Raw genomic sequence first — 13,269 nt, forward strand, 5'->3', positions numbered from 1 at the left:
CCTCCGCCAGCACGGCGATCCGGGGCCGGAGGCGCCGCGCCTGCGCAGCCAGCGCCGCCGCGTCGCGGCCGGCGACCAGCGCCTCCACGGCGAAGGCGCCCTCCGGCGCGGCCTCCAGCAACGCCACGGTCGAGCGGCCGACCGAGCCGGTGGAGCCCAGGAGGGTGACGGTCCGTTGCTTGCTCATCGCCAGGTCATTGTCATTGCCAGATCGGCTGCCCCTGGCCGCAGATGATGGCGAGGATCGCGGCGACCGGCGCCGCCGCCAGCACACCATCCAGCCGGTCCAGCAGCCCGCCATGGCCGGGAATGAGGGAGGAGGTGTCCTTCACCTGGAACTGCCGCTTGATCGCGCTTTCCAGGAGATCGCCGAGCTGCGCCATGATGCCGAGCAGCGCGGCGACGGGCAGCGACCAGAATGCGTTGCCCGGTGCCAGCAGGATCGCCGCCGCCAGGCCGACCAGCATGGCCGAGACGAGGCCGCCCGCGGCCCCCGACCAGGTCTTGTTCGGCGACACCGCGGGCGCCAGGCGGGGGCCGCCGAAGGCGCGCCCGGCCAGATAGGCCCCGATATCCGAGGCCCAGACCACCAGGAACAGGAACAGCACGTTGATCCGGCCTGCCGTGTTGTCATGCCGCAATTCCACCAGCGCGATGCCGGCGAGCCCGATATACAGCACGCCGAGCGCGAGCCGCCCGGCCGGAATCGCCGGCCGCTGCCCCCGCGGCAGGGCGCGGGCCCCGCCCCAGGTCAACAGGTAGCCGGCGACCAGCATCAGAACGGCAGCCAGGGGCCGTTCGATCACCGCGAGCGTTCCCGCGGCGAAGACGGCGACCGGCACGGCCAGCCCCGGCAGGGCGCTGGTGCGCAGCCCGCAGAGATGGACCCATTCCCAGGCGAGGATCGCGACGGCCAGCGCCACCAGCGCTGTCCAGGGTTCCGCCCCGAGCCAGATGCAGGCGACCGCGGCCGGCCCGAGCACCAGCGCCGAGAGCACGCGCTTGCGCAGATCGCGCCAGCGCTTCGCCGCATCGGCATTGCCGCCGAGGCCGGCGGGGTGCCCCCCCCGGCCGCCGGGCGCGCTCATGCCCCACCTTCGGCGCGCTGCCCGAACCGGCGGTCCCGGCGCGCGAATTCGCCGAGCGCCAATGCGAGGTGATCGGCGCCATAATCCGGCCAGAGCACGTCCTGGAAGACGAACTCGGCATAAGCCGCCTGCCAGAGCAGGAAATTCGAGAGCCGCTGCTCGCCGGAGGTCCGGATGATGAGGTCCGGGTCCGGCTGCCCCGCGGTCTGCAAGCCGCCGGCGAAGCTCGTCTCGTCGATCGCGGCGGGATCGACCCGGCCATCGCGCGCGGCTTCCGCCAGGGCGCGGGCGGCGGCCACGATCTCGGCCCGGCCGCCATAGGACAGCGCGACCGTGAGGTTCAGGCGGGTGCCCGCCTGCGTCGCGCGCTCGGCCGCGGCGACGGCGCGCGACATCTCCGGACCGAAGCGGGAATGGTCGCCGATGACCCGAAGCCGCACGCCCTCCTTCAGCAGGGAAGCGATTTCGGATTTGAGATAGAGGCGCAGCAGGCCGGTCAACGCCGACACCTCCTCCATCGGGCGCTGCCAGTTCTCGGAGCTGAAGGCGAAGAGCGTCAGCCAGGAGACCCCCGCCCGGCCGGCGGCCTCGATGGTGCGGCGCGCCGCCTCGGCGCCGGCGCGGTGGCCGAGCGCCACGGGCAGGCCACGCGCCTGCGCCCAGCGCCGGTTGCCGTCCATGATGATGGCGACATGGCGCGGAACGGCGACACCGCTGGCCTCCTGCGGCCGCGGGGAAGTCTCGTCCGCCAGGCGCGGACGTGACAGGGAGCTCATCGCAGCGGTGCCCTTCGGGCTCAAACCGTCTTGATGTCCTTTTCCTTCTCGGCGAGCAACGTATCAACCTGCTTGATGTACTGGTCCGTGAGCTTTTGCACCTCGTCCTGGGTGCGCTTGCCCTCATCCTCGCTGATCGGCGCCTTCTTGTCGGCGGTCATCGCCTTGACCCGCTCCATGCCGTCGCGGCGGACGCCGCGGATCGCGACCCGGCTCGCCTCGGCATATTTATGCGCGGTCTTCACAAGATCGTTGCGCCGCTCCTGCGTCAGCGGCGGCAGCGGCACCCGGATCACCTGGCCCTCGGCCTGGGGGTTGAGGCCGAGGCCCGAGTCGCGGATCGCGACCTCGACAGCCTTGGTCAGCGAACGGTCGAAGACCTGCACCACCAGCAGGCCCGGGCCGCCGACCGAGATGTTCGCCACCTGATTGAGCGGGGAATTGCCGCCATAGGCCTCGACCCGCACCGGCTCGAGCAGGGCCGGGCTGGCGCGGCCGGTGCGCAGGCCGGCGAATTCCTTCCTCAGTGTCTCGATCGCCCCGTCCATCCGGCGCGTGAGGTCCTGCTTGAGCGCTTTCGCGTCCTCCGCCATGACGCGGTTCCCCTTCCTAGAGCGTGATGACTTGAGGCCGGCTCGGCCGAAAAGTCTGAATCACGCGATCAAACAAAGAGCTAAGAGCATGGTGCGTGAGCGGAAGCGAACACACCATGCTCCAGTACGGCCTCAATGCGGCTGTTCGATCACCGTGGTGAAACGGCCTTCGCCCTTCATCACGGCGGTGAAGGCGCCAGGCTCGTGGATGTTGAAGACGATGATCGGCAGCTTGTTCTCACGCGCCAGGCTGATCGCGGCGGCATCCATCACCGCGAGGTCGCGGGCCAGCATGTCGAGATAGGTCAGCGTGATGTAGCGCTCGGCATCCGGGTTCTTGCGGGGATCCGCGGCATAGACGCCGTCGACCTGGGTGCCCTTGAGCAGCGCGTCGCAGCCCATCTCGGCGGCACGCAGCGCCGCGGCGGTGTCGGTGGTGAAGAAGGGGTTGCCGGTGCCGGCGGCGAAGACGACGACGCGCCCCTTCTCCATGTGCCGCTCGGCGCGGCGGCGGATGAAGGGCTCGCAGACCGAGGACATCGGGATCGCACTCTGCACGCGGGTGCTGACGCCCTGCTTCTCCAGCGCCGACTGCATGGCCAGCGCGTTCATCACGGTCGCCAGCATGCCCATGCTGTCGGCCTGGGCGCGGTCCATGCCCGAGGCGGCGCCCGAGATGCCGCGGAAGATGTTGCCGCCGCCGATCACCAGGCAGACCTGGACGCCGAGCTCCACGACGCCCTTCACATCCTCGGCGATGCGGCGGCAGGTGGCGTTGTCCAACCCATAGTCCCGGCTGCCCATCAGGGCCTCGCCTGAGACCTTGAGCAGGACGCGCTTGTAGGCCGGCGATTGGCTCATGACGGTACCGGTGCGCAATGGGTTACAGGCCGCCGCACCATAGGGGAGCGGCGGAGGCGGCGGCAACCGGCGCGCCCGGGAAACCGACCCGGGGCGCGCGCCGCCGGGCGTCAGCCCTGGGTGCCGGCCGCTGCGGCGACCTCGGCGGCGAAGTCGCTGGCCTGCTTCTCGATGCCCTCGCCGAGCTGGAAGCGGGCGAAGCCGGTCAGCTTGGCGCCGGCCTTCTGCACCACCTGCTTCACCCGGCTCTCGCCGTCATGCACCCAGACCTGCTCCAGGAGGACGACCTCCTCGTAGTATTTGCGGATCCGGCCCTCGACCATCTTCTCGATGATCGCCTCGGGCTTGCCGGAGGCGCGCGCCTGCTCGGAGAGCACCGCCTTCTCACGCTCGAGCGCGGAGGCATCGACCGCAGAGGTGTCCAGCGCGTCCGGGCGGGCGGCCGCGACATGCATGCCGACCTGGCGCCCGAGCGTCTCCAGCGCCTCAAGCTCCGATCCGCTCTCGACCGCGACCAGCACGCCGATCTTGCCCAGGCCCGGCTTGACCGCGGAATGGATGTAGGAGGCGACGACGCCCTGGCTCACCTTCAGCACGCGGGCGCGGCGGATCGTCATGTTCTCGCCGATCGTCGCGATCAGGCGGGTCAGCTCCTCCTGCACCGTGTGGGTGGTGCCGGGATAGGACGCGGCCCGGAGCTTCTCCACATCCTCGCCGACCGAGAGGGCGAGGCCGGCGACATCGGCGACGAAGGCCTGGAACTGGTCGTTGCGGGCGACGAAGTCGGTCTCGGCATTGACCTCGACCATGGCGCCGGTCTGCGGACCGGTGGCGACGCCGACCAGGCCTTCGGCGGCGACGCGGCCGGACTTCTTGGCGGCAGCCGAGAGGCCCTTCTTGCGCAGCCAGTCGATCGCGGCCTCCATCTCCCCGCCTGCTTCGACCAGGGCCTTCTTGCAGTCCATCATGCCCGCGCCGGTCTTCTCGCGAAGATCGCGCACCATCGCCGCGGTGATCTCGGCCATCGGATGTCTCCGTTCCTGCTCGGCGCCACGCGCCAGGTTCTCATAATCAACGGCATTGATCGGAAGCCGATCAATGCCCCTCCAATCCATGCCCCTCAAGCGCCGGGCGGCGGCCATCCGGCCGCCTTGGCTCGCCGGACTGCCGGCCGCCCGCATTCGCGGCCTCGGACCGGCCCAGGGCCGTCCGTCTGCATACGCCTCAAGGGGACACCGCGGGAGGGCGCCTGCCCTCCCGCGGCGTTTTCATCAAGCGCGCCCCGATGACAGGGCGCGGACCGCCTTACTCTGCGGCGGGGGCCGGGGTCTCCGGGGCCGGGGTCTCCGGAGCCGGAGCCTCCGGGGCGGCAGGCGCTTCCTCGGGGGCCGCCTCGATCGCGGTCTCCTCGGGGGCGACCTCCTCGGAGGCGCCGAGATCGACGCCCGAAGCCTGCAGCTCGGCCGAGATGCCGTCGAACACCGCGCCGGCGATCAGGTCGCAATAGAGGTTGATCGCGCGGATCGCGTCGTCATTGCCCGGGATCGGGAAGGCCACGCCCTGCGGATCGGCGTTGCTGTCGACCACGGCGATGACGGGGATGCCGAGCTTGTTGGCCTCCTCGATCGCCAGCTTCTCCTTGATCGTGTCGATCACGAAGATGATGTCCGGCAGGCCGCCCATCTCGCGGATGCCGCCCAGCGCGCGATCAAGCTTCTCCTTGTCGCGGGTCAGCATCAGGACTTCCTTCTTGGTGAGGCCCTGGGTGTTGCCGCCGAGCTGCTCGTCCATCTGCTTCAGGCGCTTGATGGAGCCGGTGATCGTCTTCCAGTTGGTCAGCATGCCGCCGAGCCAACGGTGGTTGACGTAGTACTGGCCGCAACGGGTGGCGGACTCCGCCACATACTCGGCCGCCGCCTTCTTGGTGCCCACGAAGAGCACGCGGCCGCCGCCGGCAACGGTGTCGCGCACCGCCTTCAGGGCGCGCTCCAGCATCGGCACGGTCTGCTGCAGGTCCAGGATATGGACCTGGTTGCGCACGCCGAAGATGAAGGGCGCCATGCGCGGGTTCCAGCGCCGCGTGTGGTGGCCGAAATGCACGCCGGCTTCGAGAAGCTGACGCAGCGAAACCTCTGGCATCGCCATCGGCGATTCTCCTTCCTGCTCGTCCGGTTGGACTTCCGCGGCGCAAGCCCCCGTAAGGGGGACCGGACCCTGCCCATGATCAGGAAGGGCGCACCGCGTGCGAATTCCCGTGGCGACATGCCACAGGTGGCGGGGGATATGGCCGAAAGGGCGGCGGGAAGCAAGACGGGCCAAGCAAGAGAGGGGCCGCAAGGCTCGCCCGCAGGCCGCGCTCAAGCCGATTTGCGCAACGCCAGAAGGTGCAAAGCATAGACCATGGTGCTGCGGGCATGCAGGCGCACGGCCCAGGGGAAGGCCGGATCCTCGCCGGCGATCGCGATGCCGGCGATGGACTGGGGATGCTGGCCCTCGGTCAGCAGGGCGCGCAGCAGAGGCTCGGCGGCGCCCTGGTGCGGGCCGCGCTGGGAATGGCCGCCGATCCAGAAGGCCGGCTCGGTGGCGCTCGGCGCCCAGTCATAGGGGGTCGAGAGCACGGCACCGCCGGCAGGCCGCAGCAGGACCGCGACGGCGTTGAGCAACGCCACCGGTGAAGGCACGCAGTCCAGCACGTTCAGCGCCGAGATGCGGGCGAAGGCCCCGGCGCCGAAGGGCAGCGCCATGGCGTCTGAGGCCCAGAAGTCGATGCGCGCCGCATCCGGGGCCGGCACCGCGAAATCCCTGGGATCGTAGACCAGCCCGATACGTCGCCGCTGGTAGGCGACGCGGCCCCGCAGGATTGCCCGCTGCGCCAGCCGCAGCATGGAGAAGTTCAGGTCGACGCCAAGCACCGGCCCGCCGCCGGCGGCCGCCAGCTCCATCGAAGCGCGGCCGACGGAGCAGCCGATATCGAGCGCCGGCCCCTCCGGCACCCCCTCCCCCAGCATCGCCAGCCCGGCGCGGAGGGCGCGGGCGACCGAGCCCGGCGGGAAGGCGGAGGGGGAAGCGGCTTCCTCCGGATCGAATTCGCCCCAATGGTCATGGGCATAGGCGCCCAGATGGTGGCGCGTCGCCTCGAAGGGCGTGCCGGGGCCGATCGCGTCCCCGAGCAGGCCGAGCGCCTCGGCGGAGAGGTCCTCCCGGGCCAGGATCTGGGTCTGGCTGTCGGCCAGGTAGCGGGCCGGATCGGCGACGATCACCGGCACCGCGTCGATGACCGGGAATTCGCAGAGGCAGTCCGGGGCGCCGCATTGCAGGGTGCCGTCGATGACGACATCGCCCTCCCGCGCGCCGATGCGGGTGAGGGTCAGCGGGCTATCGGGCCGGCCCTCGATCCGGCAGCGCGGGCAGACCGGCGCAAGCGCCTCGAAATGACCAATCCGCACGGCGCCTCGCCCTGGAGCGTGATGACTTGAGGCGGAAGCGCCGAAAAGTCTGAATCACGCGATCAAACAATGGGCTGGAGCATGATGCCTGAGCGCTTGCGAGCGCATCATGCTCCAGCGGTTCAGCCGCCGATCATCACCGTGGGGCAGCCCGGGGGGAGGATCTTGCCGACCGGCGACGGGATCGGCGCGACGCAGGATGGGTGGGAGGTCATGTCGCCGACCCGCGCGGCCGGCAGCTTCTGGATCATGACAGTCGCCGAGGCCTTGATGATGATCCCGGGCCCGGCCGGCACGCAGGGGATCAGGGTGCAGATCTTCGTCAGATCGGTGAGGCGGGCGGCTGGCAGCTTGCCGATCAGCACCGTGGGCGCCCCCGGCGGCATGATCGGCAGTGGCAGGGCCGGATGCGGCACCGGTGTCGGCGTCGGCGCTGGCGGATGGATCGGCGCATGGCAATGCGGCGCGTCTTGCAGGACGAGGTCGGTGATGCGGGCGGCAGGCGGCATGGGCGGGGCTCCCTGACCTGCAAGCCTAACGGAATCGTATCGATCGCGCCAGGGGCGGTATGGTCACGGATCCGTCACGGCGTCACAGGTCCGTCACAGCGCTACGCGTCCGTCACGGCGCCAGCCGGAACCCGTCCGGCGGCAGGGTGATGTCCACGCTGACCACGATGTTGTCGCCGACCACCATTAGCGGCACCTTGGCGCCCTTGTAGGGATCCTCATCCGAGGTCGGCACGCCGCCCTTCTTGAACAGGGACGGCCGGACCCTGCCGGAGGCATAGACCTCCACCCAGAGGTCAAAGCCGAGGAACATGATCTGCACCTTCTGCGGGTGCCCCGCGATCGCCTTGCCCAGATCCTGCAGTGTCGCCAAACCAGCCCCCGTCCCCGACCGACAACGCCCATGCTGAGGCCCGAATGGAAGGGTCGAAGCGGTTTGCATCCGCCGCCCTTCCGGCCCCGAACCGTCACTTTATCCCAGGCGGGCGCGCTTCTCCACCTGCGCCACGGCTTCCGCCGCCTCCGCGGCGGTGGCCTCCGGCACACGGCTCACCGTCTTGGCGGCGCGGATCGCGGTCCACTGCGCATAGACCGCCTCGATCTCCTCCGGCGTCACGCCGGGCAGTTTCAGGATGGAGCGGCTGTGGACCGCCGGGCGCTCGAGATGATCCTCCGGCAGGTAGCCCTTCTCCCGGCATAGGTGGAACAGGGCGGTGCCCGGATAGGGGTAGAAGACGAAATAGCCGAAATCGACCGGGTCGAGCTCGTGGTGGAGCGCGATCGTCTCCTGCATCTCGGCGACCGTCTCGCCGGGGGTGCCGATGATGTAGTTGGCGGTCGCCATGATCCCCACCTCCCGCGTCCAGCGGAACACGTCGCGGAAGCGCTGGTTGGTGGCGTGGCGCTGCATGATCTGGCGGCGCACGCGCTCGCTGCCGCTCTCGACGCCATAGACGATGTGGCGGCAGCCGGCCTCGGCGAGCTCGCCGAGCATCTTCTGGTTCACCGTCTCGACGCGCGCGTGCAGCGAGAAGGGCACGCGGAACTCGGCGCCGTAGACGCGGCAGAATTCGCGCACCCAGGGATGATGGATGGTGAAGGTGTCGTCGAGGAAGATGACGTAGTTCAGCGGCCCGCGCGCCCGGATTTCGCGCAGCTCCGCCAGGACATTGGCGTGGCTGCGGCGCCGGCCATAGGCGGGGCCGCCCTGGTCGGCATAGAGCTGATCGTACATGCGCGCCGCGCAATAGGTGCAGGGAAACGGGCAGCCGCGCTGGGTCGAGACATGTACCACGCCCCAGCGTTCATCCAGCAGGTCGCGCGCGGTGAAGGGGATGCTGTCGATCGGCTCGATCGGCGGGCGGATCGCCGGCCGCTTGCCGTCTTTCGCCCAGATATTGCCGACGCTGCCGTCACCGATGTCGCGACCGGCCTCCAGCGCTTCCACCAGCTCGAACAGGGCTGCCTCGCCTTCGCCGAGGCAGACGAAGTCGATGCCGGGATGGCGCAGCACCTCCTCCGGCGAGAAGGTGGCGTGCAGGCCGCCCAGGATGACCGGCACGTTGGAGCGGCGCCGCAGCTCCGCCAGCAGCAGGCGGGCGCGCAGCCATTGCCGCGTGGTCGCGGAAATCCCGATCAGGCCGGGCGCCTCCGCCCGCACCGCGGCCGCGATCTCCTCCACTCCCATGCCGAGGCCGACGCGCAGGAAGCCCGCTTCATGCCCGCGCTCGCGCAGGTAGGCCGCGAGGAAGCCGGGGCCGAGCGAGGCGACCGCCCAATCGCTCTCGGTGTCGATCTCGAGGAACAGGACCTTCATGCCGGAACAGTAACAGACTCGCGCAAGGCGTTGAAGCACGAGGCTGTGCACGGGCCGGGCGTGGAAATCCGGTTGCATCCCGATGTCGGCCGGGCGCAAGTTTCCTGCTGTCGTCAACAGCAGAAAGGAGGTGATCCGGTGTCACATCGCAATCCGCGGAGCATGTCGTCCGCGACCCGGATCACCGCGCAGGCCTGAGCCCGCGCGGGTCACCTGGGTTTTCGCGGGCGGATGACCGCCACGCGATGGGAGGGCTCCGGCGGGGAACCGTCCGGGGCCCTCTGCGTCAGAGGCGAAAACTCGGCGCCTGGAGCATGATGGCCTCAAGCTGAAGCGATCATGCTCCAGCCACTTTGTTAGATCGCGTGATTCAGACTTTTCGGCCGGATCGGCCTCAAGTCATCACGCTCCAGTTCAGCGGCAGATGAACCCATCCGGGCCGTCGTCGGAGGGATCCTCCGGCAGATCCGCTGCCACATCCTGAACCATCGCCGCCACCCATTCATCGGCGGTACAGCCGAGCTGCGCCGCGCGGCGCGCAATCGCCTCGGCGACCTCGTCCGTCAATTCAACCTTCACTTCGATCATTGCTGCCCCGGCTCCGCATGCTGCATCGCGTCACCGCTATTAAACTCCCATCTGAAGACGGCAGGTTTGCGGCTTCAGCATGGGAGCTTCGCGTCCCTTTTTGAGTCGCGCGGCCGATTCAGACCTCCGGGCCATTCGGCCCTGCGTCGGCCTCTCACCCGGCGCCGAGCATCCTCCCGATGCCGTGATAATCGCGGCTGAAATAGATCAGCGCCTGGTCATGCGCGCTGCCCTGCCGGATCGCCAGGACATCGGCGAAGAGGACGCTGTGGGTGCCCTTCTCCACCACTTCCGCGATGCGGCAATCGAAGGAGACGACGGCGCCATCCAGCACCGGCGCGCCGGTGATGAGGCGGCTCCAGGCCGCGACGCCGAAGCGCTCCGACATCGGCGGACCGGAGGAGCCGGCGAAAGCCTCGGCGACCGGGCGCTGGCCATGCGCCAGGGTGTTGACGCAGAGCACGCCGTTGCCGGTCACCGCCGGCCAGACCGAGCTGCCGCGGCGCAGGCAGACCAGCAGCGTCGGCGGATCATCGGTGACGGAACAGACCGCGCTTGCTGTGAAGGCCGCCTCGCCCTCGGGGCCGGCGGTGGTCACCACATTCACCGCCGCGCCGAGGCGCGCCATCGCATCACGGAAATCCTGGCGGGAGACGGTCATCGCGGATCCATCGCAGCGTTTGCAATGCAACAAGACGGGCAGCCAAGCATCGCGGTCAACCCGCTTCAGCAGGGTCCGATGCGTATTCCGTCGACGGCAGCGTCAAGCGGGCTGCGCGTATCGTCGCTGTCGGCGCTGATCGAGAGCTCCAGCAGCGGCGGCGGATCGCCGCCGAAGGTGGCGCGCCAATCCGCCGCCAAGTCGACCCGCTGCTCCACCCAACGGCCGCGCGGCGCATCGGCCGGCTGGATCACCCGCACCTGGCCGAGCCCTGCGAGATAGGGGCTCGGGAAAGGCCGCGGCTCCTGCCCGGTGCCGCCCCAGGTGTAGATCAGCATGCTGCGCGGCAGGGTGTGATCTCCCGCCCCGGCCTGGGCGAAGCCATGCTGGGTGCGCTGCCAGAGGCTGGCATGGGTCGGCCAGCCCGCGAAGCCGACCGAGATCGCCAGCGCCCGGTCGTCGCCGCCCCGCCGGTTGAGCGCGGTCGCCGGCGGCCCGGCATCGACCCGCCAGCGCCAACTCAGGCATTGCGCCGGCCCCGACAGAGCCCGCCGCACGAAGCCGCCCGCGGCCTGCCCACGCACCCTGATGCCGCCCGCGGCGACCCCGTTGCCAAACGCAGTGCGAGGCAAGGGCGCGATGCCGGATGCGGTGCCGGACGCGATACTGGGTAGGAAAGAGAACAGCGCCTGCGGCATGCCGCGCCAGGCACCAACCGTCCAGCCGGCAGCGGCAAGGTCCGGCGGCGTCTCGCCACGCTCCGCCGCGCCGCCAAGCAGTGGCGACAGCAGCAGAGCCGCGATGGTGGCGATCCGGCGCATCACGCCTTATCTCGGCTGCACGCATCCACCGCAAGCCGAAGACAGCACTGGACGATTCATTGCACCCACGGCGCCGCGCGATCCTGCTCGCCACCCCGACGCTGATCGCGGCGGAGGCGGCGGATCCCTGGCCCCGGCTCGGCCGCCGCGCGCTGGCGCCGATCCTCGCGGCCGTCACCACCGCCGACGGCCCTGTCCTGCTGCGGAGCTGGGAGGTCGGGCGCGGCGGGGCCTTCGACCGCGTGCATGCCGAGACCGCCTATACCTACGACAATGCCCTGGCCGGGCTGGCGCTCCTCGCTGCCGGGGAACGCGCGGCGGCCTGGCGCGTCGCGGAGGCGCTGCGCCTCGCCCAGAGCCAGGATCGCCACTGGCAGGACGGACGGCTGCGCAACGCCTATGCCGCCGGCCGCCAGTACCCTGACGCGCCCCGCAGCGCCCGCCCGCCCGGCTGGTGGGACGGGCGATGGTTCGAGGATGCCTATCAGGTCGGCAGCGCCGCCGGCCCCGTCGCCTTTGCGATCCTGCTCTGGACGAAGCTCGGCGATCCGCCCTTCCGCGCCGCCGCCGAAGCGGCCGGCGCCTGGTGCGCCACGCTTCGCGCCGAGCGCGGCTTCACCGGCGGCACGCTGGGCCACGAGCCCAACCCCACGCCCCTGCCCTGGCGCTCCACGGAGCAGAATCTCGACCTCGCGATCGCCTTCGCCCGGATCGGCCAGCGCGAGCTTGCCGCCCATGCCGAGGCCTTCGTGCGCGCCATGTGGGACCCGCGCGAGGGCCGCTTCCTCTCCGGCCTGGCACCGGATGGCACGCCGAACCGGCACTCCGCGCTGGACGCCAATCTCTGGCCCCTGCTCGCCTGGCCCCGCGCGCAGCAATACCGGCCGGCGCTCGGCTGGGTGCAGCGCGAGCATGCCGTCGGCGACGGCTTCGACTTCGATCGCGACCGCGACGGCATCTGGCTGGAAGGCACCGCCCAGGCCGCGCTGCTGCTGAAACGCCTCGGCGAGGACGCTGCCGCGGCGCGCTGCGCCGGCGCGATCACGCAGCACATGACGCGGGAGGGCTGGGTGCGCGCCGCCAGCATTCCCGCCCTCACCACCGGCCTCGAGACCGGCATCACCCCAGGCCAGGCAGACTTCCACTACCCCGACCGCTGGCACCTGGGCGCCACCGCCTGGGCCGCCCTGGCAGGCCTGGATGCGAGCCCCTTCGATTGATGGGATGCTCTGTCCCGGAGAGGGCGCTGCCCTCTCCGGACCTCACCCGCCAGGAGCATAGATGCTCCTGGACCTGCTGCACTTGGTGCCTTGCCTTCGGAGGGGCCTGTAGGCTCCTGCTGGGGTGGGTCTGGGAGGGGCAAAGCCCCTTCCGGGACAGCATCCCCTCAGCCGAACCGGCTCGCCACCCAGTCCTCCCGGGCGATGCGGTAGAGCAGGTGTTCGCGCATCGGGTGGTCGGTGCCGAGGCGCGGGTGGTCGAAGCGGCCGTCGGCGTGCATGCCGAGCTTTTCCATCAGCCGCCATGACGGTTCATTGCCCGGCAGGGTGAAGGCGACGATCTCGGGCAGGGCCAGGCGCCCAAAGCCGAAGGCCAGCGAGAGGCGGGCCGCTTCCTCCGCGTAGCCTTTGCGGAGGTGAGTGGGCGCGATGCGCCAGCCGATCTCGACCGCGGGGGTGAAGCGGGCCTGCCAGGGGATGGTGAGCAGGCCGACCACGCCGGCGAAGCTGCCGCTCGTGCGCTCCTCGGCTACCCAGAAGCCCCAGCCATGCTCGGCGAAGTGGCCACGCATGCGGGCGGCCCAGGCATCGCTTTCGGCGCGGGTCATGACGGCCGGGAAATGGCGCATGCTGTCCGGATCGCCGTTGATGGCGAAGAGCGGGGCGTCGTCCTCCGCGCGCCAGGGACGGAGCGTGAGGCGCGGGCCTTCGAGAGTGATCGGATCCATGGCGGCCGGAGGCTAGCCTCTTCGCCTCTCGGGCGTCAGGGGCTATGGAATTGGCATGGAGGAAACCACATGACCCCGATCAGCCTGGAGGCGATGGCGGCGAGCGTGCCGGATGGCGCGCTGATCGCGATGCCGCCCGACAATTCCCTGCCCTCCGTGGCA

15 protein-coding genes and 1 pseudogene are annotated in these 13,269 nt (G+C 70.3%); 1 reads left to right on the forward strand and 15 read right to left on the reverse strand.

Going from position 1 to position 13,269, the window contains the following annotated elements; translation table 11 throughout:
• From GXW71_RS33320 to GXW71_RS33385, 14 genes and pseudogenes are all read right to left on the reverse strand, one after another.
• Positions 1 to 187: pseudogene (locus GXW71_RS33320) on the reverse strand (1-deoxy-D-xylulose-5-phosphate reductoisomerase); the annotation flags it as partial.
• 13 nt (positions 188 to 200) lie between these two features.
• Positions 201 to 1,088, reverse strand: a complete 888-nt coding sequence (locus GXW71_RS33325; protein ID WP_211858168.1) for a phosphatidate cytidylyltransferase — start codon at positions 1,086 to 1,088, stop codon at positions 201 to 203.
• A complete protein-coding gene (gene uppS / locus GXW71_RS33330; protein ID WP_211858169.1) occupies positions 1,085 to 1,864 on the reverse strand; it encodes a polyprenyl diphosphate synthase in 780 nt (259 codons plus the stop codon). The genes GXW71_RS33325 and uppS overlap by 4 nt, the downstream gene beginning before the upstream one ends.
• Positions 1,865 to 1,884: 20 nt before the next feature.
• Positions 1,885 to 2,457: a ribosome recycling factor gene (gene frr, locus GXW71_RS33335; RefSeq protein WP_211858171.1), complete on the reverse strand. Its 573-nt coding sequence runs from the start codon at positions 2,455 to 2,457 to the stop codon at positions 1,885 to 1,887.
• A 132-nt stretch (positions 2,458 to 2,589) separates the two neighbouring features.
• Entirely contained in the window at positions 2,590 to 3,318 is a 729-nt protein-coding gene (gene pyrH / locus GXW71_RS33340; protein ID WP_211858175.1) for a UMP kinase, read from the reverse strand.
• 110 nt (positions 3,319 to 3,428) lie between these two features.
• Positions 3,429 to 4,343: a translation elongation factor Ts gene (gene tsf, locus GXW71_RS33345; RefSeq protein WP_211858177.1), complete on the reverse strand. Its 915-nt coding sequence runs from the start codon at positions 4,341 to 4,343 to the stop codon at positions 3,429 to 3,431.
• Positions 4,344 to 4,623: 280 nt separating this feature from the next.
• Entirely contained in the window at positions 4,624 to 5,463 is an 840-nt protein-coding gene (gene rpsB / locus GXW71_RS33350) for a 30S ribosomal protein S2 (RefSeq protein ID WP_211858179.1), read from the reverse strand.
• Between the two features lie 212 nt (positions 5,464 to 5,675).
• A complete protein-coding gene (locus tag GXW71_RS35575; RefSeq protein WP_211858181.1) occupies positions 5,676 to 6,764 on the reverse strand; it encodes a methyltransferase domain-containing protein in 1,089 nt (362 codons plus the stop codon).
• Between the two features lie 122 nt (positions 6,765 to 6,886).
• Positions 6,887 to 7,273, reverse strand: coding sequence for a PAAR domain-containing protein (locus GXW71_RS33360; protein ID WP_211858183.1), 387 nt, complete (start codon positions 7,271 to 7,273; stop codon positions 6,887 to 6,889).
• A 112-nt stretch (positions 7,274 to 7,385) separates the two neighbouring features.
• Positions 7,386 to 7,646, reverse strand: coding sequence for a hypothetical protein (locus GXW71_RS33365; RefSeq protein ID WP_211858184.1), 261 nt, complete (start codon positions 7,644 to 7,646; stop codon positions 7,386 to 7,388).
• Positions 7,647 to 7,745: 99 nt separating this feature from the next.
• A complete protein-coding gene (locus GXW71_RS33370) occupies positions 7,746 to 9,089 on the reverse strand; it encodes a B12-binding domain-containing radical SAM protein (RefSeq protein WP_211858186.1) in 1,344 nt (447 codons plus the stop codon).
• A 414-nt stretch (positions 9,090 to 9,503) separates the two neighbouring features.
• The gene (locus GXW71_RS33375; protein ID WP_211858188.1) at positions 9,504 to 9,677 is read right to left on the reverse strand and encodes a hypothetical protein; all 174 of its coding nucleotides are present in this window, start codon (positions 9,675 to 9,677) and stop codon (positions 9,504 to 9,506) included.
• Positions 9,678 to 9,831: 154 nt separating this feature from the next.
• Positions 9,832 to 10,338 (reverse strand): flavin reductase, encoded by a 507-nt coding sequence (locus tag GXW71_RS33380; protein ID WP_211858190.1) that lies wholly within the window; start codon positions 10,336 to 10,338, stop codon positions 9,832 to 9,834.
• Positions 10,339 to 10,403: 65 nt separating this feature from the next.
• Positions 10,404 to 11,159 carry a DUF3047 domain-containing protein gene (locus tag GXW71_RS33385; protein ID WP_211858193.1) on the reverse strand — a complete coding sequence of 252 codons (756 nt, stop codon included), beginning with the start codon at positions 11,157 to 11,159 and terminating at the stop codon, positions 10,404 to 10,406.
• A gap of 59 nt (positions 11,160 to 11,218) precedes the next feature.
• Between GXW71_RS33385 and GXW71_RS33390 the strand changes: the two genes are divergently transcribed.
• The gene (locus tag GXW71_RS33390; RefSeq protein ID WP_211858194.1) at positions 11,219 to 12,379 is read left to right on the forward strand and encodes a hypothetical protein; all 1,161 of its coding nucleotides are present in this window, start codon (positions 11,219 to 11,221) and stop codon (positions 12,377 to 12,379) included.
• Positions 12,380 to 12,546: 167 nt separating this feature from the next.
• Here the strand turns inward: GXW71_RS33390 and GXW71_RS33395 are convergent, their stop codons facing one another.
• Positions 12,547 to 13,107, reverse strand: a complete 561-nt coding sequence (locus GXW71_RS33395) for a GNAT family N-acetyltransferase (protein ID WP_211858196.1) — start codon at positions 13,105 to 13,107, stop codon at positions 12,547 to 12,549.
• Positions 13,108 to 13,269 lie beyond the last annotated feature (162 nt).

Source organism: Plastoroseomonas hellenica, from assembly GCF_018129085.1.
GTDB lineage: Bacteria > Pseudomonadota > Alphaproteobacteria > Acetobacterales > Acetobacteraceae > Plastoroseomonas > Plastoroseomonas hellenica.